We start from the raw sequence: 21,523 nt of genomic DNA on the forward strand, positions 1-21,523 counted from the left end.
CGAAGGGAGTTCATGGAACTCGACTGCGACGTCCTTGTCGTCGGCGCGGGCTGCGGGGGCGTCGCCGCCGCCCAGTCCGCTGTCCGGCTGGGGCACAGCGTCATCCTGACCGAGCCGACCGACTGGATCGGTGGACAGCTCACGGCCCAGGCCGTACCCCCCCCCGACGAGCATCCGTGGGTGGAGCGCACCGGCGTCACCGCCACCTACCGGCAGATGCGCGACGCGGTACGCGACGCCTACCGGTACGGCCGTCCGCTCACCCCCGCCGCCCGCTCCGCGGCGCACCTCAACCCCGGTCAGGCCTGGGTCAGCAACCTCGCTGCCGAGCCGACGGTCGTGCACGGCGTCCTCCACGACATGCTCCAGCCGTACCTGCGAGAGGGGCAACTGCGGCTGCTCACCCGGCACCAGCCCGGGTCGGCGGACGTCAGCGGCGACCGGGTCGACGCCGTCACCTTCACCGACACACGCAACGGCGAGACGGTACACATCAGCGCCCGCTACGTCCTCGACGCCACCGAAGAGGGCGACCTGCTGCCGCTCACCGGGTGCGAGCACATCGTCGGGGGCGGAGAGTGCCGACCAGACGGGAGAGCCGCACGCGTTGGCCGGGCCGGCCGACCCGTGTGACCAGCAGGCCATCACCTGGTGTGTCGCGCTCGAACTCGACCCCGGCTCCGACCACACCATCGACCGGCCGGCCGGGTACGCGTTCTGGCGGTCCTACCAGGCGTCGCACTGGCCCGGTCCGCGGCTGGGCTGGGTGACCCAGGAACCGGAGACCGGCAAGCCCCTGCGCCGGCCACTCTTCGGCGTCGACGGCGAACAGGACTTGTGGACGTTCCGGCGGATCCGCTACGGCCGGCACGTCAACCCGCCGGTCAACGACGTCACGCTCGTCAACTGGCCGCAGATCGACTACTGGCTGTCCCCGGTCACCGGCGTGTCCACCGAGGAGCGGGCAACCGGGCTCGCGCGGGCGCGGGACCTCACCCGGTCGTTCGTGTACTGGCTGCAGACCGAGGCGCCCCGCCCCGGAGGGGGAGCCGGGTACCCGATGCTGCGCCCGTGCGGAGACCCGCTCGGTACGACCGACGGGCTGGCCGCCGCCCCGTACATCCGGGAGGCGCGACGCATCCGGGCCGAGCGGACGGTGCTGGAGCAGCACGTCGGCGTCGATGCCCGCCCCGGAGCCGACGGCGCGGAGCAGTGTCTTGATAACGCGGCGCTCGTCCATGGCGCGGTAGCCCTCCGTGACCTGGTCGAGCGGCAGGGTCAGGTCTTCAAGTGGAGGAAACGCCGCTTCCGTTCCGGTACTGGTCGCACCCGAACACACCTCTCGTCGCCATGTGTTGTTGCTTATCCAATCAGCCGGCTGGCCGATATGGCCTAGTAATGGGCCTTTTGCGGCGACTCTGACTGATTGGATGGCAACGGTGGCGCGTATGGACGCGACGAGGTACGGGCGGCCCGGAGGCCGCAGCAGTCGCAACCCCGTGACGAGGTGGTACGCAGACCGGCGGGTGAACACCAAGATCCTTCTGATCGTGGCGACACTGGCCGTGGTGGCGGTCATGGTGGGCGTGGCCGCCCTGAGCGCACTCGGGCAGACGAGGCAGGCGGCGGCGGACCTTTACAACCGCAGCGTGATGCAGACCGCGCGGATGGGCGACATCCGCCAGACGTACATGCAGATGCGGGTGGACGTCACCAACGCGAGGGCAGCGCGGCCCGGCAAGGAACTGGACGACGCGATCGCAGTCGTCGCCGCCTCTGATGCGGCCATCGACAAGGCGCTGGCGGCATACGCAGCCGGCCCGATGAGCGGTCGGCAGGAGGCGTTCGACAAGCTCAAGGCCGACCTGGACGCATATCGCAAGCTGCGCGACGCGGATTACTTCGCGGCCCTGCGCGCCGGTGACGTCGCCACTGCTCTCAACCTGCGGAACACGACCTTCGGTGAGATCAACAAGGCGCTCTCGGCGGACGTGGTCCGCCTGGTCGACATCGAGAAAGTCCGCGCCGCCCAGCGGGACAAGGACGCGGGGGCCACCTACGACAGCGCCCGTACCACTCTGATCACCGTTCTTGTGGTCGGTCTGCTGATCGGGCTGCTCTTCGCCCTGTATGTCGCCCGGCTGATCGTCGGTGCCGTGCGCAAGGTCTCGTACGTGGCGGACGGCCTCGCCGCTGGTGATCTCACCCGGTCCGCGGACGTCGACGCCCGGGACGAGCTCGGCCAGATGGCCCGGTCACTGGACTCCGCGACCACCAATCTGCGCGAGGCGATCGGTGCCGTCGCGGCCAACTCCGAGCAACTGGCTTCGTCCAGCGAGCAGATGTCGAGCGTCTCGGCGCAGATCGCCTCCTCGGCCGAGGAGAGCAGCGTTCAGGCCCAGGTGGTGTCGGCCGCGGCCGAGCAGGTCTCCAGCAACGTGCACACGGTCGCGACCAGCGCCGAGGAGATGGGCGCGTCGATCCGGGAGATCGCGCACAACGCGACCGAAGCGGCGAGGGTGGCGACCACCGCGGTCGCCGGGGCGGAGGCCGCGACCGCGACGGTGGGCCGGCTCGGTACCTCGAGCGTGGAGATCGGCAACGTGGTCAAGATGATCACTTCCATCGCAGAACAGACCAACTTGCTGGCGCTGAACGCGACGATCGAGGCCGCGCGCGCCGGCGAGGCGGGCAAGGGGTTCGCCGTCGTGGCGACCGAGGTCAAGGATCTGGCTCAGGAGACGGCGAAGGCGACCGAGGACATCTCCCGGCGCGTTCAGTCGATCCAGACCGACTCCACCGCGGCCGTCGAGGTGATCGCCCACATCACCGAGGTGATCGGGCAGATCAGCGGTTTCCAGGAGACGATCGCGTCGGCGGTCGAGGAGCAGAGCGTCACGACCAGCGAGATGAGCCGTAACGTGGCCGAAGCCGCGACCGGCGCGACCGAGATCGCCTCGAACATCACGAGGGTCGCCACCGCGGCGCAGAGTACGAGCGACGGCGTCAACGAGTCCCGCCGTACGGCGGAGGACCTGGCCCGGATGAGCGGCGAGCTGCAGCAGCTCGTCGGGCGCTTCAAGTACTGAGGATGTTGGAGAGGGCCGGCGCGTGCCGGTCCTCTCCGGCGGCCCCGCCGATCCGACTGACCGCTGGACAGATCGGGTCCCTGGCCTGACCCTGGTGGTAAGGGACGAACGTTCGACAGAGCGGAGGCCGGTCGCTGGGTGTCCGGCGGCATCCGGATGCGCCCCGGCGATGACCGGCTGAGGGGCGGGTGCTCCATGACGGCAGAACCCACGGCGGCCCGGCAGTCGCACGCGCGGATCGACAAGATCCGCACAGCGCTTCAGCACCGGTTCGAACTCCTTGCCGCCATCCGGAACTTCCAGCACGCCCTCGCCAGGCCGTCGGGTGACCCGGGTTGGCGGCACGGTGTCGCCTGCCAACTTCCCCGCCTGCGGTCGGCGTTCGTCACGCACGTGGAGCTGACCGGTGGGCCGGAGGGGCTGTACGCGGAGGTGCTCGCCGACGCACCGCGACTCGCGCGCCAGGTCAGCGATCTCAGCCGGGAGCACGCGACGATGGCGGAGGCGCTGGACGCGCTGGCCCTGGCGGTCGACGCCGAACCGGAGCGGGTCCGGGCCTGGGGCGCCGAGCTTCTGCGTGAGCTGTCGCGGCACCGGCAGCGTGGCGCCGACCTCGTCCACCAGGCGTACGCCACCGACCTCGGCGGCGAGACCTAGGCCCCTGTTGACTGTCAGGCCGCGCCGGTGGCGTTCGGGCCGGCGCCGGGCGGCGTCCACAGCCGAAGGCGGTTCAGGGCGGCGCTTTCAGGGCGGCGGACCGGAGCCGTGGGTCAGAGCGGCTCAACGCCGTCGAGGGCGTGCCGGCAGGGGCAGTCGGCCTCGGCGGGCAGTGCGGCCACCACGTCGAGCAGCAGGCCGCGCAGCCGTTCGGTGTTCTCGGCGAAGACCCGGAACACCTCCTCCTGGGTGACACCCTGCTCGCCCTCGACCCCGGCGTCCAGATCGGTGACCAGCGCGATCGCGGTGTAGCACAGGGCCAGCTCACGGGCGAGTACGGCCTCGGGATGGCCGGTCATGTTGACGACCGCGCCGCCGATCGAGGCGTACCAGCGGGACTCGGCGCGGGTGGAGAAGCGCGGCCCCTCGATGACGACCATCGTGCCGCCGTCGGTCAGCGGGATCCCTTTCGTGGCGGCCCGTTCGACGACGGTACGGCGGCCCACCGGACAGTACGGATCGGCGAAGTTCACATGGACGGCGCCCTCGTCGTAGAAGGTCTGCGCCCGGCCGCTGGTACGGTCGATCAACTGGTCCGGGACGACGAAGCTGCCCGCGCCCAGTTCGGGTCGCAGGCCCCCGACGGCGCACGGCGCGACCACCTGGCGTGCTCCCAGAGCCCGCAGCGCCCACAGGTTGGCCCGGTACGGGATCTTGTGTGGCGGGAAGCGGTGATCACGACCGTGGCGGGGTAGGAACGCCACCCGCCGGTCGGCGACGCGGGCGACCGTGATCACATCCGAGGGCGGCCCGAACGGCGTGTCGACGGTGTACTCCTCGGCATCCTCGAGGAGGGCGTACAAGCCGGAGCCGCCGATAACGGCGACTTCGGCGGTGGTGTTTAGTCCGGTCACGGACCAAGACCCTAAACAGGTTGCCGGCCTCAGGCTAGGGTGCGAGTCATGGTGTTGAAACCCGGCATGGTGACGATCGACTGCGTGGACCCGCGGACGCTCGCCGCCTTCTGGACCGAGGCGGCCGGCTACCGCGTGGCCGCCGATCATGGCGTGTTCGTCCAATTGGTGCCCGGGGATGGGGGCGGCTTGTCCATAGGGTTGCAGCAGGTTCCGGAGCCTCGCGCGGGGAAGAACCGGGTGCATCTCGACTTCCACGCCGACGACCGCGAGGTCGAAGTGGCGCGTCTGGTCGGTCTGGGCGCTACGGTGCATGGCGAGCAGCAGGTGCCCGGTCTGCGGTGGACGGTGCTCGCCGACCCCGAGGGCAACGAGTTCTGCGTGGCCGGGTAGTGATGCAGAACGAGCCGGGGCGACACCGGGAGCCGGAAACGAGCTGGGGGAGTGGCATGGAGTCGCTGACCGGGCGGCTACTGGTCGCGACGCCTGCCCTGCGTGACCCCAACTTCGAACGCACGGTGGTGCTGCTCGTCGCACATGAAGAGGGCGGAGCGCTCGGGGTGGTGCTCAACCGGGCGACCGAGGTACCGGTCGCCGAGGTGCTCGGCCCCTGGGGATCGCTCGCCGGCGAGCCGTCCGTGGTCTTCGAGGGCGGTCCGGTACAGCCGGAGGCGGCCATCTGCCTGGCCCGTACCCGGCCGGGCGTGCAGTCGCTGGTCGGGTTCAACCGCGTCTCCGGCGCGGTCGGCACCGTCGACCTGTCCGGCGATCCGGACCCGCTACGGGACGGCCTGGTGGGTGTGCGGGTGTTCGCCGGGTACGCGGGGTGGGCGCCGGGTCAGTTGGAGAACGAGATCGAGATCGGATCGTGGTTCGTGTTCGACGCCCTCCCGGGCGACGCCTTCACCTCGCGCCCGGATGATCTCTGGCCGATGGTGCTCCGGCGGCAGGGCGGGCTGATGGCGGCCGTCGCGCACTTCCCGTCCGACCCGGCGGCGAACTGAGACCCGACGACCGGGCTCCCACGAACCGGGATCCGACGCGCCGATCATGGTTTCGAGGGATCCGATGTGACCGGGCGGCGGCGGGTGTGTACTATTGCCCGGTGCCCAGGGAGTTCCCGGGCGCAGCGGGGCCGTGGCGCAGCTGGTAGCGCACCACACTGGCAGTGTGGGGGTCAGGGGTTCGAGTCCCCTCGGCTCCACCCGTAGTAGGCAGGGCATACGTCGAACGTGGCGTATGCCCTGTTTCGTCGTGGGGGCGGGATGGCCTTCCCGGCCTGGGCACCAAGATCTGTACGTGGATCGCGGCCGCGGAAATCGAGCCGGGTAGCCGCTCGCGGCGTGCTCGGTGCTCTCCGGGCCGCGGTGGCCCGGCCGCCGCGGTTTCCGTGTTTCGCGTTACAGGCAGTCGGCGACGCCGGCCAGGGCGCAGACCGCCACCAGCCGCACCAGGTACGACGGTGCGTGGGCCCAGTCCAGGCGGGCCGGGTTCGGGAACTCGTGGCCCTCGGCAACCGCGGCGGCGTGTACCTGGCGCGCGTGCTCGGCGAGCGCCGGCGCGTCGGTGATGCGCTCGCCGAGTTCGTCGCGTACGGCCGCAGCGTGCTGGTCGATCGCGGCGAGCAGGGCCGGGTTACGGATGGCGGCCACCATGCCGTCGACGCCCACCCAGCCCATCAGGGCGTCAAGGCACGCGCGCGCCACGTAGACCACTGTCGGGTTCACTGTCCTGCCGTACTCGCTCGTCATGAGCCAGACGTTATTGAGGTCGGCGGCCGAATGGGGGCTGGGAAACCGGTCCGCACCCGGTCGCAACCCGAAGCGCTCCGTCAGGCGCACTCGGTGCAGATGTCCCGGTTGTTCCGGTCGATCGTGCGCTGGCTGCGGTGGTGCACCAGGAAGCAACGCGAGCACCGGAACTCGTCGGCGAGGATGGGGACGACGGACATGGTCAGCTCTTCGTTGGAGAGGTCCGCTCCCGGCAGTTCGAAGCCTTCGATGGCCTCCGTTTCGTCGACGTCGACCAGCGGGGACTGGGCGGCGGCACGGCGGGCCTGGAGTTCCTCCAGGCTGTCCTCGTCGATGTCGCCGACAGTACGGCGAGGCGTGTCGTAATCGGTGATGGCCATCGGTGTCACCCTCCTCGGGTGTCTTCGGGACGTGGCAGGCGCAGTCGAGGATGGGCGGTTCCGCGAACGCGACGGATACATGACACGGCGCCGTCGTCGGCGCCTTCGAACCGGTCGATATTCGGACCGGATCATGGCGCCCGATGTACCCACCGCAGGTCGGCTCAAACAAACTTCCGCCGATTGGCTCGGGCGCTGGGGGCCGATGCGCGATCTCCGGCTGCGCTGCACCCGACCCCCACGCTCCACCGTGGACATACGCGGATCGTCAGGGTGACGGGGTCGGCTCCGGCGTCGGGTCATGCGGCGGCGAGGCGGTCCGGGTCGGTGTCGGGTCGACCGGCGGCGTCGTGGTCGGGGTGTGACTCGGCGGACGGGTGCGGCCCGGCGTGGGCCTAGGTGCGACGGTACGCGACGGTGGGGGGCTCGCCGCTTGGGTGGCCGACGGGGCGGCCTGGACGGGGGTCGGGCCGACGAGGCTGGTACGTGGCTCGAGATCGGGCGCCCAGGTGACCGCGTACCGGGGATCGGCGGCCAGCTCGGCGAACGCCGTCGCGGCCGCCTGTGAGCTGGCGATCCGCCAGTCGGTCTCCCGGACCGCCTCGCACCAGATGAAGCCGATGACGTCGGCGTGCTTCGGTAGGTACTGGAAGAGGTCGCGGACCCATCGCGCCTTGAGTCCGGCGGTGTCGGTGGCCGCGGTCTCCGTGATGACGACGGGCCGCCCGGCGAACGTGTGCAGGTCGATCAGGGCGGCGTCGAAGATCGAGTCAGGTGACCGGTAGCCCGGGGCGCCCGCGGTGCCGGAGCCCGTCGTGCCGGAGCTCGTCGTGCCGTAGTAGCCGGACAGGCCGACCCAGTCCACGTAGTCGTCGCCGGGGTAGAGCGCGGACAGCCGGGTCCTGCTCTCGACTCCGGCGGTGGCGCTCCAGACCCAGACGACGTTGTCGACGTCCTCCTCCGCGAAGACGTCGTGGACGTGGCGCCACATCTTCACGTAGTCACCCGGCTGGTTGCCGTTGACGTTCGCGCCCCACGGGTACCGGGGGCCGTTCATCTCGTGGGCGAGGCGGATCGCGACGCGGTAGTCGAGGCTCTTCACCCCTCGCGCGTACGAGCGGATGTAGTCGTCGAAGGCGCCGGAGGCGATCCGGGACAGCCGGTACTGCGGCTGCGCGGCATCCCTGGCGGTGACGTCGTCGCGGCGGTTCCACGGCTCCCAGCTCAGCATGGGGAGCGCGCCCTGCTGCGCGATCTTGTCGAACGCCGTCTTGTCGAACGCGGTCTTGTCGGACGTTGCGCCGTCGGAGTCGGTGCCGGACCAACCCTGGCTGAACATCATGACCGCGGGGCGGTGCCGGGTCGCCGTCTTGAACGCGTCGACGGAGGCGAGGTCGACGGTACCGTCGGCGGTCGTCACCCCGATGAAGCTCTTGTCGCGCGGCGGGAAGACCGTGGGTGCCCCGGACGTGGACGCCCTTGCGCTGGGTACGGGCGACGCGGTGGTGGACGTGGCCTGGCTGGCCAACCCCAGCTTCGGGGCGAGTACGAAGGTGTAGCTGACGAGCGCGGCCGCGACGAGCGCGAACGTCAGTCCGGGTCCGGTCGGCTTCTTCACCATGGCCGGTTCGGCTCCTCGACAGGCGTCGCTTTGACTAGATCGGTACCGGGTTCCGGCGCCGAGTCCAGGGTCCAGTACGGGTCGGCGGCGGCCGTGGCGTCGAGGATCTGCATGGTGTCGGTTTCCGCTCCTACGTCGTAGCCCCGGGCGTCGACCACGGGCTGGACCTGGGTGTCCTCGTGCGCGTCGGGCACCGCCTGGGTGTCGCCCTCCGCCTCGGCTTCGGTGTCCGCCTGGGCGTCGGCGGCCACCCGCGCGGTTGCCGCCACCCGCGCGGTTGCCGCCGCCGGGACGTCGGGATCCGGCACGACGCCGACGGGGTCACGCGCCGAGGGGACCTGGAAGGTCGGCTGGATCTTGCCCCGGACGGGCGGCGCCCACTCCGCCATCGGGTCGTCCGCCGGCGCGTCCTCACCCCATCCGTCGTCGGGCTCCGCGTCCCACTCGGGGCGGCGGCCCGCCCCCAGGCCAAAGTCTGCGGGGCCGCCGGAGACCGCGGGGCCGCCGGAGTGGGCAGGGCTGCCGGAGACCGCGGCGATGACGGCCGGAGCGACGCCGATGACCAGGATCAGGGCGGCCCAGATCCACAGCGGCGGGTAGGCGTGGCCGCCGGTGAGGCTCACCCCGAGCGCTGCCGCGGCGACCACGGCCCACAGCAGGTGCAGCCGGAACGTACGGAATGAGTCGGCCGCGCCCGGCTTGGCCCGGGCGGTCACCACGAAGGCCGGCCGGCGGCGCAGCAGCGCCCCGGCACCCGCTGCGACGTGGACCGGACCGGCGAACAGGGTCAGCGCCAGGCCCGACAGCCCCAGCCCGCGCCGCTCGTGGGTGGCGACGTGGTACCGGCGCAGCCGCAGCAGCAGCACGAGCCAGCTCGCCAGCGTCGCACCCCACAGGGTCAGCCACATGATGGTGTCGAGCCGGATGGCGGAGGCGCCGGCGAGTAGGTAGACCATGCCGGCGAGGCTGCCCAGCGCCAGGCTGGCCGCCGCGCTCGGGTGGTAGAACCGCAGCAGGCGGTACTGCCAGCGGCGGCGGCCGGGCAGGTTCTCCGACTGCCGCAGGTCACGCCGCAGCAGGACCTGCCAGATCCCGTACGCCCGGCGCTTCTGCCCGTTGAAGTAGTCCGCCCACGAGGCCGGCCCCTGGCCGATCACCAGCACGTCAGGCGTGTAGACGCCCTTCCACGCCCTGCCGGTCGCCGGGTTGACGGCGGTGTACACCTCGATGCTCGTGGCGTGGCCCTCGAGGATCGAGTCCCGGTAGCCGCCGATCTCGTGCCAGGCCGAGGGCCGGTAGAGGTGGCCGGAGCCGGTGAGCGGGGGAGCGCCGAGCCCGTTGCCGCCGCGGGCGATGACCCCGTTGGACAGGTACTGCTGGACCGAGGCGGCGTTGGCCACCCAGTTGGCGTCCGAGTTGCCGTACACCTGCGGGGTCGTCACGAAGGCGACGTCGGGATCGCGGAAGTAGCCCAGCGTGCGTTCCAGCAGGCGCGGCATCGGTACCTGGCCGGGGTCCACGACCGCCACCACGTCGTACTCCCGCTCGTGGTCGGCGCGCCAGGCGTTGTGGTTGCCGGACCTGGTCCGTACCCGGAACTCGCCGGCGAGCTGGTTGTACTCGGGGCGCGACCTGCGGCTGAAGTGGTGTACGCCGAGGCGGGCGGCCATGGCCCGTACCTCCGGGTCGTCGCCCTCGTCGAGGATCCAGACGTCGACCGTGCCGGCGTACCCGACGCTCTTCATCGCGCGCAGCGTGCGCTCGGCCGCCTCGATCGGCTCCTTCGCCGGCACGATCGTGGTGAGCAGGGCGACCCGCAGGCCGACGGGCGGATCCATCGGTACCGGATCCTTGGCGTTGACGGCGAAGACCCAGAGCGCGACGCTCCGGCCCAGCCGGACCAGCTCCACCGCGATCAGGAGACAGTACGCGAGCCGGGCGACGACGAGCTGCCAGCCGCCGACGCCGATGCCCAGCGCGCCCGGCACCCGTTCCGGGAGCAGCAGCCAGCCCGTGAACAGCGCGATCGTACCGATGTTGACCAGGACGAGGAGGGTCAGGACCAGGCGGGCCGTGCCACCGGCGACGTGCCGGAACATGACCGGCTGGTCCCGGTGTCCGGGCGAGACCGGCGCACCGGCCAGCTCGGCGCAGTCGCGGTACAGCTGCTGACCGCGGCCGGGCGGCGTCGGTGCGTCCGCCATCGACACACCGTGCCTCGTCGTCGCGCTCAAGGCCCCTCCCAGCTGCGACGTGTCACCCGTATGGCCTACCGACGGGTACACGGAACGCCAGGCTAGTCAATGCGGTCGCCATCGGGAAGTCGGGAAATTGCCGCATTCAGCGTGAACCATCATCTATGGGCGCGCTGATTTCGCGATCTCCATGATCCCGGATGACCCGGTCGTCCGGCGCGGACCGGGATCGATGGCTGCGCGGCATCCCGTCAGGTCCGCGGCTAGCGCTGGGCCTTCCGGATCAGGTCCTCCACGAACGAGATCAGGATTTCCTTGGTGGAGGCGCGATCGCGGGCATCGCAGAGCAGTACCAGTACGTCGTCGTCGAGGTCCAGGGCGATCCGGATGTCCGCGGGGTCGTACTGCTTCGCCCCGTCGAAGCAGTTGACCGCCACGACGAACGGGATGCCCCGCTTCTCGAAGTAGTCCACCGACGGGAAGCTGTCGTCCAGCCGCCGGGTGTCGGCGAGCACGACCGCACCGAGGGCGCCGGTTGCCAGCTCGTCCCACACGAACCAGAACCGGTCCTGACCGGGCGTGCCGAAAAGGTACAGGATGAGGTTGTCGGTCAGGGTGATGCGGCCGAAGTCGAGCGCGACCGTCGTGGTGTTCTTGCCCTCCACGCCGGACAGATCGTCTACGCCGACACTCTCGGCGGTGATCAGTTCCTCGGTCCTCAGCGGTTCGATCTCACTGACCGAGGCGACCATCGTCGTCTTTCCCGCCCCGAAGCCGCCGGCGATGAGGATCTTCACCGCCATCGGCATGGTGGCCACCGCGGAGGTGCCCCGGACGGGCCGGTCAGAGTGCGCGTAGGCCATCAGCCACCGCCTTCAGGATCGTGAGGTTGGGCGTAGATGTTTCCAGGGAGGCGGCGCGCACGATGAGGGCACCCTGGGCGCGCAGGTCGTCGAGCAGGACCCGGACGACACCGGCGGGTACGTTCATGCGTGCGGCAAGCTCGGCCACCGAGACCGGCCGCTGCGCAAGCTCCAGAATGGACAGATGTTCAGGTTCCCAGAATTCGTCGGGATGCGGTGACCGGGCGGCCACCACGAGCGTGATCAGGTCGAAGTCGGCCGACGCCCGGGTACGCCCGTGGGTCATCGCGTACGGGCGCACCAACGGCCCGGCCGACTCGTCGTCGGCGTCGTGCTCCGACCAGCTCATCACGCCACCCCACGCTCAGCCCTGCTGCTGGAGGAGCGGGTCGGAGTCCGGCGACGGCACCCGGGGGAGCGACGAGCGGGACAGGGTCGCGAGGTTCTGGCCGACGCGCTGGATGAGCAGGTTCATCTCGAACGCGACCAGCCCCACGTCGCAGGCGGAGGTGGCCATGACGGCGAGGTTCGCTCCGTAGCCGGCAGCGGTGACGAAGAAGAACCAGCGATCCGTCTCCACGATGGTCTGGCGTACCGAACCGCCGTCGAAGTGGCGACCGGCCCCGCGGGCGAGACTCTGGAAGCCCGAAGCGATCGCGGAGAGGTGCTCGGAGTCGGCGCGGTCCAGGTCGGCGGAGGAGGCGATCGGCAGCCCGTCGGCGGACAGCAGGACCGCGTGGTGGATGTCCGCCACTCGCTGTACCAGGTCTTCGAGCAGCCAGTTCAGGTCGCCGGCCGCGCTCGTACGCTCGGTCATCAACTCTCCTCGTCGCGATGCTCTGTGCTGGTCGTGCCGGGGTCGCCCGGTGTGGACGACCGGCCGGTGTGGTCGTCGATCGGTTGGCGCCCCCGCTGGGTGCCTCGCTGGTAGGCGCTCATCATCTGGCGTACCTCGTCGGCGGAGCGCTGTGGCGGCGGCGCCGGGTGCGGGCGTGGGACGGTGGCCGGGCCGGCGTTGTCGCGCAGGCCGGGGGCGAGCCGCGCCTGCCGTACCCGTACCGGCAGGCCGAGGTGGGTTCGCGCCGCTGGGGCGTCGGCGCCGACCCGATCACCGGTGTCGCCCTGTCCATGGTCGCCGGGAACGTCACCGTCGCCGGGAACGTCACCGCCTCCGGGAACGTCACCGCCTCCGGAAATGCCACCGCCGTGAAAGTCACCGCTGTCCCTGTCCCTGTCCATGTCACCGTCCATGTCGTCGTCATCGGTACCGTCCCGACCGGCCGGAACGGTACCGGCGTCTGCGGCGCCCCCCGTAGGTTGACGTTCTACCGGCTCGCGCTCGGTCGTGGCTGCCGCCACACCGCTGACGAGCTCCCCTGGCAGCAGGATGACGGCCGTGACCCCGCCGGACGGGGAGCCGTGCAGCGACACCCGGATGCCGTGCCGGGCCGCGACGCGGGCCACCACGAACATGCCCAGGCGAGGGCTCTCGCTCAGGGCCAGCACGTTGAACTCGGGCGGATGGGCCAGCCAGGCGTTCGCGGCGGCCAGGTCGGTGTCGGTCATGCCCAGCCCGCGGTCGACCACCTCGACGGCGAACCCGTGCGGCACCATCTGGCCCGAGACCTGGACCTGGGTGTCCGGCGGCGAGAACCTGGTGGCGTTGTCGATCAGCTCGGCCACCAGGTGGAGGACGTCGGAGACCGCGGTTCCGGCGAGCATCACCGGCGCGACGGACACCACGCGTACCCGCTCGTACTGCTCGGCCTCGGCGGCCGCGCCGCGCAGCACCTCCCGCATCGCCACGGGTTCGCCCCAGTGCCGGCCGGGCCGGCCGCCGCCCAGGATGACGAGGTTCTCGGCGTACCGCTGCATCCGGGTGGCGAGGTGGTCGACGCGGAACAGGTCGTGCAGCTCCTCCGGGTCGACCGTCTTGCGCTCCATCACGTCCAGCATGGACAGTTGCTGCTTGACCAGGGTCTGGCTGCGGCGGGCGATGTTGATGAAGACGTTCCTGATGCCGGTACGCAGCTCCGCCTGTTCGACGGCGGTACGGATCGCGGTACGGCGCACCGTGTTCAGGGCGGCGGCCACCTCACCGATCTCGTCGCCGGTACGTTCGAGCACCGGCGCCTCCGCGTCGACGTCGACGTGCTCGCCGCGGCTGAGCCGGTCCACGACGTCCGGCAGCTGGACGTCGGAGAGCGTGTGCGCGGAGCTGCTCAGGTGGCGCAGCCGCCGGGCGAGGCGGCGGGCGATGCGCAACGAGACCGCGACGGTCACGACGACCACGATCAACCCGACGAGCCCGGCGACGATGATGCGGCCGAAGATGAGGTACGCCGGACCTTTTGCATGGTCGGAGACGATGCCGGACAGGTGGTTCTGGAAGTCCGAGAGCTGTGCGAGGGCCGTGGTGTTGGCGTCGCGCCACTGGCTGGCGTTGACCGGGATCGCTCCCGTCCCGTTCGTGGCGATGGCGGAGTCTTCGGCGCGGGTCAGCCAGCCGTACGGGTCCTTGGCGAAGAAGGCGTCGAACTCTCGCCGGTACTGCCCGTCCATCCGGACGTACGTCTCGTGGTACTCGGCGCGCATCAGCCCGACCGCCTGTACGAACTGCAGGTAGCCGTCGCGGGTGAAGCGGCCGTTGGTGAGCGCGCCGGCGAGGATCGCGTCGGTACGGGCGCGCAGTTCCCGCGCGTGCGCCAACCGCTGCAGCGCCTGCCCCTCGGCCGAGACCTGGTCGTCCGGGAACGTCGCCACCGCCGCGTACAGCGGGGTGATGGGGTCGACCAGGTCGGTGAAGGCGTCCATCATTCCCCGGCCGTCGATGGCCCGGGTCTCGACCTGCCGGCGCAGCGCGTCCAGGTTGTCGAGGGCAGTCAGCGGTGCCTCGGCCAGCTCCATCAGGTGCGCCGAGGCGATGCCGCGCACGTCGTCACGCTTCAGAGCGGCCCGGTACGCGTCGATCTTCTGGTCGACCAGGGTGCGGGCACGGGTCAGGTCGCCGAGGTTGTCCGCCGACCCGATCGTCAGGTACACCGCGGAGGCGCGGCGCTCGCCCTGGATCGCACCGACGATCTCCTCGGCCGGCGCCACCACCTGGGTGGTCAGCCGCCCCTGGTTGTACAGGCGGTATCCGTCGCCCACGGTGAGGTAGGTGGCGAAGCCCCAGAGCGCGAGCAGGGTGACCAGCGGGATCGTGGCCAGCGTCAGCAGCTGTCTGCGGATGGACCGGACCGAACGCGACATCAATACTCGTCTCCGCGGCGGCGTGGGGGAGTACGGTCAGTAAGAAAGATCATGTAGTAGAGCGTCATGGTATAGATCACCGGGTATCCCTGGTATGCGCATTGGCTCACACACCGGCCGCCCCGCGCAACGATGGATGATCCGGCAAATCGGTGAGCGGCGGAGGTAGTGGGCGGAGAAAGCGGTGCCGGGGGAGTGGGAACCGAGGAAGTGGCGTCAGAGGGACCGCAGGCCCTCGAGGACCGCTTTCAGGACGCGTTCGTGGTGCATCTGCACCGCCGACCGGGGGCCGCGGGCCACGATCAGCCCCCTGCCCAGGAGGTCACCGAGCAGCACCCGGACGATGCCCACCGGCAGGTCCAGGTGCGCCGAGATCTCCGCGACCGACAGCGGCTGCTGGCACAGGTCGACGATCGCGTGGTGTTCCGGCCCCAGCCCCACCGCCACCGGGGTGGTCGGCCGGGTCGCCGCGACGAGCGCGATCAGGTCGAAGTCGCCGATCTCCGGCTTGGTCCGGCCGCGCGTCATCGCGTACGGACGTACGACGGGCCCCGCGTCCTCGTCGAGCCAGCGGTCCTCGGTCGGGTCCTGCCGGGCGTCCATGGCGGCGTGCCGTCACTCGCGGCCGTGCGGCCGGCCGTGCGGCTGTGCGGGCTGGCGGTCCGCGGTCGCCAGGTACGTGCCGACGCGGGCGACCAGCATCGCCATCTCGTACGCGATGAGGCCGATGTCGGCGTCCTCGGCCGCGAGGACGGCGAGGCACGCACCGTGGCCGGCGGCCGTCACGAACAGGAACGCCGACTCCATCTCGATGATGGTCTGCCGTACCGGCCCGCCGCCGAAGTGACGCCCGGCGCCCCGGGCCAGGCTGGCGAACCCGGACGCCACCGCCGCGAGGTGATCGGCGTCCTCGCCGCTCAGCTCGCTCGAGGCGGCGATCAGCAGCCCGTCGGCGGACAGCACCACCGCGTGCCTGGCCTGGTCGACCCGGGCGGTCAGATCGTTGAGCAACCAACGCAGGTCCGTACCCGCGGTTGTCTTCTGCACGGCTAGTCCGCCTCCCCGGTCCGTTCGGTCTGCGAGCCGCCGACCTGTTCGGCGTCCGCGCGTCCGCGCCTGGTCTGCCGCTGGTAGGACGCCAGCATCCGGCGGACGTCCTCGGGCTGGCGGCCGGGGCCGTCGGCCGTCGGCTCCCCGGCCGGCGCCGGGTCGCGCTGGAGGTGCTCCTCGAGGTTGGCCTGCCGCACCCGGCGGGGCAGTCCGTTGCCGGCGCGGGGCAGTCCGTTGTCGGCCCGGGCATCCGAGGCGCGGCGCTCGGCCGCTTCGGCGGCGCGGTTCGCGTCCGCCTCCAGGTCGCGGTACACCAGTACCCCGGCCGGGGCCCGCGCGGGCGTACCGATCTCGTTCGCCGGCCGGCCGGGGAGGGCGTGCACGACCGCGTCGCCGTCGGTCGTGCGGGCCCGCTCGACGGCCCGCCTGGCGCGCGTCGCCGGGGTGTCGGCGTCCGTGCCGTCGAGTACCAGCGTGTTCGGGATCAGGACGATCGCGACGGTCCCGCCGTACGCGGACTCCTTGAGCCGGACCCGGATGCCGTGCCGCATCGCCAACTGTCCCACCACGTACAGGCCCAGCCTGGCCGTACTGGTGAGCTTGAACTCGGGCGGGTTGCGGAGCCGGTCGTTGGTCAGCGCGAGCTCGCCCTCGCTCAGGCCGAGCCCGCGGTCCTCGATCTCGACGGCGAAGCCGTTGGCCACCAGCTGGCCCCCGACGTGGACCGGGGTGTCCGGCGGCGAGAACGACGTCGCGTTCTCGATCAGCTCGGCCAGCAGGTGGATGACGTCACCGACGACCCGTCCGGTGAGCGCGGCCTGCCCCATCGGCAGCACCGTCACCCGCTCGTAGTCCTCGATCTCGGCCGCGGCGGCGCGGACGATGTCCACCAGCGGCACCGGCTGCCGCCAGCCGCGGCCGGGGACCGCCCCGGAGAGCACGATGAGGTTCTCGGCGTTGCGCCGCATCCGGGTGGCGAGGTGGTCGACGCGGAACAGGTTGGCCAGCTCCTCCGGGTCGTCCTCGCGCCGCTCCATCGCGTCCAGCGTGGTGAGCTGACGGTGGACGAGCGCCTGGGTGCGCCGGGCCAGGCTGAGGAAGACGTCGCGTACGCCTCGGCGCAGTTCGGCCTGTTCGACGGCGACCCTGATGGCGGTCTCCTGCACCGCGTTGAACGCACTCCCGACCTGCCCGATCGCGTCGGGGCCGTGCGGCACCGGCGGCGCCTCGGCGGAGACGTCGACCTCTTCGCCTCGGCGCAGCCGGTCGACGACCCGGGGGAGTTTCTCGCCTGCCAGCTCCCGCGCCGCGTCGCGCAGGGTCCTGAGCTGCTGGACGAGCGCGCGGGCCGTGGTGACGGACAGGACGATCGCGGCGATGACGGCGATCAGCCCCAGCACGCTGACGGCCAACCGGATCACGATGCCGACGACGATCGGCTTCGCGCGCGCGATCGTGCCGTCCGCCGCCTCGAGGATCAGGTCCCGCAGCTCGCCGTAGACCGGGGTGATCGCGCTGTTCCAGGTCTGGGCGTCGACCGGTGGTGCGAGGCCCGCGCGGCCCTTGTCGGTCACGAGGTCCTCGAGCACCCGCAGTCGGGTGGCGGCGGGCCCGTTGGCGAGTTGCCGGTACCGTTCCCGGTCGGCCTGCGGCAGCTGGGCCGCGGAGTCCTCGTGCAGGAGCCGCTGGGCGCCGACGAGCTGGACGAAGCGCGGGTGCTCGGAGCCGGTGAACCGGCCGGCCTCGATGACCCCGGCGAGCAGCGCGTCCTCCTGCGACAGGACCTCCATGGCCCGGCTGAGCGCGATGAGGGTGGCGCCCTCCCGCGCGGTCTGCAGGTCGTCCAGCGTCGCCTGGGCGTTGTACAGCCGGAACGTGGTGCTGATCATCCCGGTGAAGGTGCTCGCCGCGGCGGTACGGTCGAGGCCGCCGCCGTCGATCTCCGCCCGGACCCGGCCGAGGCCGTTCAACTGGTCGAACACGTTGCGGATCTGCTGTTCCAGCAGCGCGCTCGCCGCGCGCCGGGTGCTGGCGCTGCCGGCGAGGTGCCGGAAGGCCGCGACCGTACGGTCGGTCCGGGCGCGTTGCTCGGTCAGCGCGGTGCGCTGGTCGGCGCCGCGGCCGGCAAGGTAGATCACCGACAGCCGGCGCTCCTGCTGCAGGGCGGCGGTGAGCGACTCGGCCGGCCGGCCGACGTTCGTGTCGTTGGTGCTGACCCAGATCAGGTTGACGCCCTCCCGCAGGGTCACGTACGCGGCGAAGGCCCACAGTGCCGCGAACGAAGCGAGCAGGGCGACGACCTTGGTGCGTACGTGCAGCTTGCGGGATTTCATACACGTCTCCCGACGTCCCCCGTGACCACGTCCCCGAACGGTGCACGAACGCCGCGGTCACCGGGGCGCGATTTCCCCGTCACGACTGGTGCCCGTGCGCCGGGCACGCCGGCACATTAGCAGCGTTCGATGAATGGTTTCAAGATATACGTCTATAATGGACAGTACTGTCCACTCGGGTCTTCCGGCGCTCCCGCCGCCAGGGGTTGTTGCGCAATCCGGCAGTACCGGAAGTCGAGGACGGCTGTCCGAAGTGGATCAAGCTGCGGCGATCACGGTCGGTTCCCGTACGGCTCTTGACAATTCCTCACGTCCGGCGCTGCGCTTGGAACGAGTGCGTCACCTGAGAAGAGTGGAGTCGCGATGACAGCGGCCGGCGTGGCATCCGAAGGCACCGTCGACGTACCGCGGATCAGGATCTACCACCGGTTGCCCAGCCTGGCCCGCAACCCGCTGGCCGTACTGGAGGACATCGCCCACCGGCACGGCGACCGGCTCGTACGCCTCGATCTCGGGTTCTCCAAGCCCTACCTGGTGACCAGGCCCGACCACGTCCAGCGGGTCTGGCAGCGCGCGGACATCTACGTGCGGGGCGGCGGGATGTGGGACACCGCCCGCAGCTTCCACGGCAACGGGATCCTGGGCGAGGGGGAGCAGTGGCAGGTCAGCCGCAAGCTGCTCCAGCCGCTGTTCACCGGCAAGTCGATCTCCAAGCTCATGGACGCCACGGCCGGGACCGTCGATCAGGCGGTGGAAGACCTCGCCGGGCGGGTCGGAGCCGGCGCGGAGGTGAACGCCCACCAGGAGATGCTCCAGATCACCCAGCGGGTACTGGGTCGCGCGTTCCTCGGTGACCGCATCCCGAACCAGGACGCCGCGACCATCTCCCGGGCGGTCTTCACCGCGTACGGCGCGCTCGGCGTCCGGCTGCTGCTGCCGTTCGTCAGCCGGCGGGTACCGCTTCCACGCGACCGGGCGTACCGCCGCGACGTGCACACCATCGACTCGACCCTGCTGCCGTACATCGCGCAGGCCCGTGCCGAGGAGCCCACCTCCGACATCCTGTCGGTGCTGGTACACGCCCGCGACGAGCACGGCGACCGGCTGGCCGACCGGCTGGTACGCGACGACATGGTGGCGATGTTCCTCGCCGGTACCGAGACCACCGCCTCGACGCTGACCTGGCTGTGGACTCTGCGCGAGCTTCACCCCGAGGTGGCTGCCCGGCAGGACGAGGAGATCCGGACGGTCGTCGGGGACGGGCCGGTGACGGCCGAGCACGTCGGCAAGCTCACCTACACCAGGGCGGTCCTCGACGAGGTGCTGCGCCTGTACCCGGCCGGATGGTTCCTGCCCCGGGTGCTGACCGAGCCCGACGAACTGGGCGGGGTGGCGCTCGCACCCGGCTCGACCGTGATCACCAGCCCGTACCTGACCCACCGCAATCCGCGGCTGTGGCCGGAGCCGGAGCGGTTCGACCCCGACCGCTTCGCCGGCGACCAGCCGCGCCGCCACCCGTACGCGTACTACCCGTTCGCCGGCGGCGTCCACCGCTGCCTGGGCAGCCACTTCTTCGTCATCGAAGCCGTGCTCGTCTGCGCGGCGATGCTGAGCAGGTTCCGGCATCGGGTGCGGGTCGCCCATCCGCTCGTACCCGACGTGGCGGGGTCGCTGCGGCCGCGCGGCACGACGGTGATGGAGCTGCGCCCCGCCTGACCGTTGTGTTGATCTGGACGCCCTCTTCGGCCGATTTGACGTATTCGGTATGGCAGGGAACTGTTGGAACCGGACGGCTGCCCACATGCCGGAGGGAACGATCCTGTCGCACCGGACGCCAACCAACGCCGAGCGCGGCGCGGGGACGCCCGCGCCCGGGCGGATCGGCGAGCGCGTCCGGTGGGAGTCCACAACCCCCACTCACGTCCGGGCTGCGCGCCGGCACCGGATCCGGAAACCTTCGAGGAGTACACGATGCTTGCTGTGACCGACAACGCGGCAGCGGTGATTCGCGACCTCACCGAGCAGGAAGAGGTGCCCGCGGGAGCCGGCCTGCGCATCGCCACGGACGAGTCGGCGGGCGCGCTGCGGCTGAGCCTGGCACCCGAGCCGCAGGAGGGCGACCAGGTCGTCGACGCGCACGGGGCCCGGTTGTTCCTGGACCACGACGCCGCCGAGCTGCTCGACGACAAGGCGCTCGACGCGGCCGTCGACGCCGAGGGCGGGGTGCAGTTCGCGGTGGGGGAGCAGGCCACGCACGCCTGATGGCCTAGGCCCAGAAAGCCAGCCGCTCAGCCCGGGTCGCCGTACTCGCTGCTCACCCCGGCGGGGGTGAGCGCGCTGATGTAGTGCTGCGGCCCGTGGTCGTACAGCGACTGCTGGAACGGCAGGTTGCGGAACAGCCGCAGCTGGTGGCTGATGAACGCGACCGGCGCGATCGCGAGCCCGGTGAGGTTGCCCAACTGCTGGGTGGTGCGGGCGGCGGCGTCCTGAGTGGTGCCGGGGCCGCAGTGTAGTTCCCGGCCGAAGTGCGCGAACGGGCCGGAGACGGTCGGCGGCAGCTGGGGTACGACGTCGCTGCCGTAGACGTACCGGATCAGGTTGGCACCCAGGAATTCGTCGTCGTCGCACGCCTTGGCCAGGCCGGGCTCGCCGATCATCGGCTGCCCGTACGTGTACACCGCCCGCAGCTTGCGCGCGATCGGCGCGTACGCGGGCTCGGTGCGCAGCATGACCGCCATCATCGCGGCCATCGCGCCGCCCAGGCTGTGGCCGGTGAGGTAGAGCGCCTCCATCCGTTGCGGCATCGCCTTGCCCTTGGCGCGCACCGACCGGCCGTCGAGCGCCCGCTGGAGAGCGTGGACCACCTCGTGCCGGGTGGCCCGGACGTTGCGGTAGAACCCGCCGTGCACGGCGAACGAGACCGGGGGATCGGCGAACGGCACGGGTACGGTCTCGGGGTTGACGTCGGCGTCGGTGAGCCAGTTGATGAAGTTCATGGGCTGGGTGCCCCGGTAGCAGAGGATCACCACCCGGCCGTCGTCGCTCTGTACCAGGAACGCGTGCGAGCAGATGAACATGGCGTCGACGGTCTGGCTGACCAGGCGGCATTCGTTGCTCTCCAGCCCCATCCGAGCCATGATCATCGCCAGCGTCGCCGCATCGGAGTAGGCGTAGCCGGCGCAGGTGGCGAGGGCGTGCGCGACGACCCGGTCGGGGTGGTCGGAGGCCTGCGTAAGGAGGTCCTCAAGCTTCTTGTACACGGGGAAGGTCGCGGACTCCGGCTTCTTCAGCGGCCTCAGGTACCGGTAGTCCGGGGCCACACTGTCCTGTGTCTTCATCGGGCTCCTTTGCGGCTGGCTGCGGGTTGGAGATTCCTTGTCGGCGCTTCGCCAAACCCACCCGCCTTCGGCTTCAGTAC

20 protein-coding genes, 1 tRNA gene and 1 pseudogene are annotated in these 21,523 nt (G+C 71.0%); 9 read left to right on the forward strand and 13 right to left on the reverse strand.

The window, feature by feature from the left end; translation table 11 throughout:
* Positions 1 to 12 precede the first annotated feature (12 nt).
* The 4 genes and pseudogenes from Pme01_RS31515 to Pme01_RS15920 all read left to right on the forward strand — a co-directional run bounded on the left by Pme01_RS31515 (position 13) and on the right by Pme01_RS15920 (position 3,746).
* Positions 13 to 633: an FAD-dependent oxidoreductase gene (locus Pme01_RS31515; RefSeq protein ID WP_203935658.1), complete on the forward strand. Its 621-nt coding sequence runs from the start codon at positions 13 to 15 to the stop codon at positions 631 to 633.
* Positions 605 to 1,396 (forward strand): annotated as a pseudogene (locus Pme01_RS31520) (FAD-dependent oxidoreductase); the annotation flags it as partial. The gene Pme01_RS31515 and the pseudogene Pme01_RS31520, both read left to right, overlap by 29 nt.
* Before the next feature lie 130 nt (positions 1,397 to 1,526).
* Entirely contained in the window at positions 1,527 to 3,089 is a 1,563-nt protein-coding gene (locus Pme01_RS15915; protein WP_168116381.1) for a methyl-accepting chemotaxis protein, read from the forward strand.
* 195 nt (positions 3,090 to 3,284) lie between these two features.
* Positions 3,285 to 3,746, forward strand: a complete 462-nt coding sequence (locus Pme01_RS15920) for a hypothetical protein (RefSeq protein ID WP_168116380.1) — start codon at positions 3,285 to 3,287, stop codon at positions 3,744 to 3,746.
* 113 nt (positions 3,747 to 3,859) lie between these two features.
* Here Pme01_RS15920 and Pme01_RS15925 read toward each other — a convergent pair whose 3' ends face one another.
* Positions 3,860 to 4,660 carry an S-methyl-5'-thioadenosine phosphorylase gene (locus tag Pme01_RS15925; protein ID WP_239088261.1) on the reverse strand — a complete coding sequence of 267 codons (801 nt, stop codon included), beginning with the start codon at positions 4,658 to 4,660 and terminating at the stop codon, positions 3,860 to 3,862.
* Positions 4,661 to 4,708: 48 nt separating this feature from the next.
* Between Pme01_RS15925 and Pme01_RS15930 the strand changes: the two genes are divergently transcribed.
* The 3 genes from Pme01_RS15930 (at position 4,709) to Pme01_RS15940 (ending at position 5,864) form a co-directional block, all read left to right on the forward strand.
* Complete coding sequence (locus Pme01_RS15930; RefSeq protein WP_168116378.1) at positions 4,709 to 5,053, forward strand: VOC family protein; 345 nt, start codon at positions 4,709 to 4,711, stop codon at positions 5,051 to 5,053.
* 56 nt (positions 5,054 to 5,109) lie between these two features.
* Positions 5,110 to 5,664: a YqgE/AlgH family protein gene (locus Pme01_RS15935; RefSeq protein ID WP_168116377.1), complete on the forward strand. Its 555-nt coding sequence runs from the start codon at positions 5,110 to 5,112 to the stop codon at positions 5,662 to 5,664.
* 127 nt (positions 5,665 to 5,791) lie between these two features.
* A tRNA-Ala gene (locus Pme01_RS15940) sits at positions 5,792 to 5,864 on the forward strand.
* 196 nt (positions 5,865 to 6,060) lie between these two features.
* Here the strand turns inward: Pme01_RS15940 and Pme01_RS15945 are convergent.
* The 11 genes from Pme01_RS15945 to Pme01_RS15995 all read right to left on the reverse strand — a co-directional run bounded on the left by Pme01_RS15945 (position 6,061) and on the right by Pme01_RS15995 (position 18,105).
* Positions 6,061 to 6,411 carry a DUF6401 family natural product biosynthesis protein gene (locus Pme01_RS15945; protein WP_239088262.1) on the reverse strand — a complete coding sequence of 117 codons (351 nt, stop codon included), beginning with the start codon at positions 6,409 to 6,411 and terminating at the stop codon, positions 6,061 to 6,063.
* An 80-nt stretch (positions 6,412 to 6,491) separates the two neighbouring features.
* Entirely contained in the window at positions 6,492 to 6,791 is a 300-nt protein-coding gene (locus Pme01_RS15950) for a DUF4193 domain-containing protein (RefSeq protein ID WP_168116376.1), read from the reverse strand.
* Positions 6,792 to 7,059: 268 nt separating this feature from the next.
* Positions 7,060 to 8,412 (reverse strand): glycoside hydrolase family 26 protein, encoded by a 1,353-nt coding sequence (locus Pme01_RS15955; protein WP_168116375.1) that lies wholly within the window; start codon positions 8,410 to 8,412, stop codon positions 7,060 to 7,062.
* A complete protein-coding gene (locus Pme01_RS15960; protein ID WP_203935659.1) occupies positions 8,406 to 10,616 on the reverse strand; it encodes a glycosyltransferase in 2,211 nt (736 codons plus the stop codon). Before Pme01_RS15960 ends, Pme01_RS15955 begins: the two co-directional genes overlap by 7 nt.
* Positions 10,617 to 10,870: 254 nt before the next feature.
* The gene (locus Pme01_RS15965; protein ID WP_168116374.1) at positions 10,871 to 11,470 is read right to left on the reverse strand and encodes a GTP-binding protein; all 600 of its coding nucleotides are present in this window, start codon (positions 11,468 to 11,470) and stop codon (positions 10,871 to 10,873) included.
* Positions 11,451 to 11,819 carry a DUF742 domain-containing protein gene (locus Pme01_RS15970; protein ID WP_168116373.1) on the reverse strand — a complete coding sequence of 123 codons (369 nt, stop codon included), beginning with the start codon at positions 11,817 to 11,819 and terminating at the stop codon, positions 11,451 to 11,453. The genes Pme01_RS15965 and Pme01_RS15970 overlap by 20 nt, the downstream gene beginning before the upstream one ends.
* 15 nt (positions 11,820 to 11,834) lie before the next feature.
* Complete coding sequence (locus tag Pme01_RS15975) at positions 11,835 to 12,287, reverse strand: roadblock/LC7 domain-containing protein (RefSeq protein WP_168116372.1); 453 nt, start codon at positions 12,285 to 12,287, stop codon at positions 11,835 to 11,837.
* Entirely contained in the window at positions 12,287 to 14,722 is a 2,436-nt protein-coding gene (locus tag Pme01_RS15980) for a sensor histidine kinase (RefSeq protein ID WP_168116371.1), read from the reverse strand. The genes Pme01_RS15975 and Pme01_RS15980 overlap by 1 nt, the downstream gene beginning before the upstream one ends.
* A 216-nt stretch (positions 14,723 to 14,938) precedes the next feature.
* Positions 14,939 to 15,325 (reverse strand): DUF742 domain-containing protein, encoded by a 387-nt coding sequence (locus Pme01_RS15985; RefSeq protein WP_168116370.1) that lies wholly within the window; start codon positions 15,323 to 15,325, stop codon positions 14,939 to 14,941.
* A gap of 12 nt (positions 15,326 to 15,337) precedes the next feature.
* A complete protein-coding gene (locus Pme01_RS15990; RefSeq protein WP_168116369.1) occupies positions 15,338 to 15,769 on the reverse strand; it encodes a roadblock/LC7 domain-containing protein in 432 nt (143 codons plus the stop codon).
* A 2-nt stretch (positions 15,770 to 15,771) separates the two neighbouring features.
* Positions 15,772 to 18,105, reverse strand: coding sequence for a sensor histidine kinase (locus Pme01_RS15995; protein ID WP_168116368.1), 2,334 nt, complete (start codon positions 18,103 to 18,105; stop codon positions 15,772 to 15,774).
* A 363-nt stretch (positions 18,106 to 18,468) separates the two neighbouring features.
* Here Pme01_RS15995 and Pme01_RS16000 point away from each other — a divergent pair, with 363 nt between their 5' ends.
* The gene (locus Pme01_RS16000) at positions 18,469 to 19,821 is read left to right on the forward strand and encodes a cytochrome P450 (RefSeq protein ID WP_168116367.1); all 1,353 of its coding nucleotides are present in this window, start codon (positions 18,469 to 18,471) and stop codon (positions 19,819 to 19,821) included.
* Between the two features lie 255 nt (positions 19,822 to 20,076).
* On the forward strand, positions 20,077 to 20,367 hold the full coding sequence (locus Pme01_RS16005; protein WP_168116366.1) for a HesB/IscA family protein: 291 nt from the start codon (positions 20,077 to 20,079) through the stop codon (positions 20,365 to 20,367).
* A 26-nt stretch (positions 20,368 to 20,393) separates the two neighbouring features.
* Here Pme01_RS16005 and Pme01_RS16010 read toward each other — a convergent pair whose 3' ends face one another.
* Positions 20,394 to 21,443 carry a lipase family protein gene (locus Pme01_RS16010; RefSeq protein ID WP_168116365.1) on the reverse strand — a complete coding sequence of 350 codons (1,050 nt, stop codon included), beginning with the start codon at positions 21,441 to 21,443 and terminating at the stop codon, positions 20,394 to 20,396.
* Between the last annotated feature and the right edge of the window lie 80 nt (positions 21,444 to 21,523).

It is taken from the genome of Planosporangium mesophilum (assembly GCF_016863255.1).
Lineage (GTDB): Bacteria > Actinomycetota > Actinomycetes > Mycobacteriales > Micromonosporaceae > Planosporangium > Planosporangium mesophilum.

Excerpts from the sequence above, each read along its gene's own strand:
- Pme01_RS31515 (WP_203935658.1), top strand. The coding sequence starts at position 13 with ATGGAACTCGACTGCGACGTCCTTGTCGTCGGCGCGGGCTGCGGGGGC.
- Pme01_RS15920 (WP_168116380.1), top strand. The coding sequence starts at position 3,285 with ATGACGGCAGAACCCACGGCGGCCCGGCAGTCGCACGCGCGGATCGAC.
- Pme01_RS15930 (WP_168116378.1), top strand. The coding sequence starts at position 4,709 with ATGGTGTTGAAACCCGGCATGGTGACGATCGACTGCGTGGACCCGCGG.
- Pme01_RS15935 (WP_168116377.1), top strand. The coding sequence starts at position 5,110 with ATGGAGTCGCTGACCGGGCGGCTACTGGTCGCGACGCCTGCCCTGCGT.
- Pme01_RS15945 (WP_239088262.1), bottom strand. The coding sequence starts at position 6,411 with ATGACGAGCGAGTACGGCAGGACAGTGAACCCGACAGTGGTCTACGTG.
- Pme01_RS15950 (WP_168116376.1), bottom strand. The coding sequence starts at position 6,791 with ATGGCCATCACCGATTACGACACGCCTCGCCGTACTGTCGGCGACATC.
- Pme01_RS15955 (WP_168116375.1), bottom strand. The coding sequence starts at position 8,412 with ATGGTGAAGAAGCCGACCGGACCCGGACTGACGTTCGCGCTCGTCGCG.
- Pme01_RS15960 (WP_203935659.1), bottom strand. The coding sequence starts at position 10,616 with ATGGCGGACGCACCGACGCCGCCCGGCCGCGGTCAGCAGCTGTACCGC.
- Pme01_RS15965 (WP_168116374.1), bottom strand. The coding sequence starts at position 11,470 with ATGGCCTACGCGCACTCTGACCGGCCCGTCCGGGGCACCTCCGCGGTG.
- Pme01_RS15970 (WP_168116373.1), bottom strand. The coding sequence starts at position 11,819 with ATGAGCTGGTCGGAGCACGACGCCGACGACGAGTCGGCCGGGCCGTTG.
- Pme01_RS15975 (WP_168116372.1), bottom strand. The coding sequence starts at position 12,287 with ATGACCGAGCGTACGAGCGCGGCCGGCGACCTGAACTGGCTGCTCGAA.
- Pme01_RS15980 (WP_168116371.1), bottom strand. The coding sequence starts at position 14,722 with ATGTCGCGTTCGGTCCGGTCCATCCGCAGACAGCTGCTGACGCTGGCC.
- Pme01_RS15985 (WP_168116370.1), bottom strand. The coding sequence starts at position 15,325 with ATGGACGCCCGGCAGGACCCGACCGAGGACCGCTGGCTCGACGAGGAC.
- Pme01_RS15995 (WP_168116368.1), bottom strand. The coding sequence starts at position 18,105 with ATGAAATCCCGCAAGCTGCACGTACGCACCAAGGTCGTCGCCCTGCTC.
- Pme01_RS16000 (WP_168116367.1), top strand. The coding sequence starts at position 18,469 with ATGACAGCGGCCGGCGTGGCATCCGAAGGCACCGTCGACGTACCGCGG.
- Pme01_RS16005 (WP_168116366.1), top strand. The coding sequence starts at position 20,077 with ATGCTTGCTGTGACCGACAACGCGGCAGCGGTGATTCGCGACCTCACC.
- Pme01_RS16010 (WP_168116365.1), bottom strand. The coding sequence starts at position 21,443 with ATGAAGACACAGGACAGTGTGGCCCCGGACTACCGGTACCTGAGGCCG.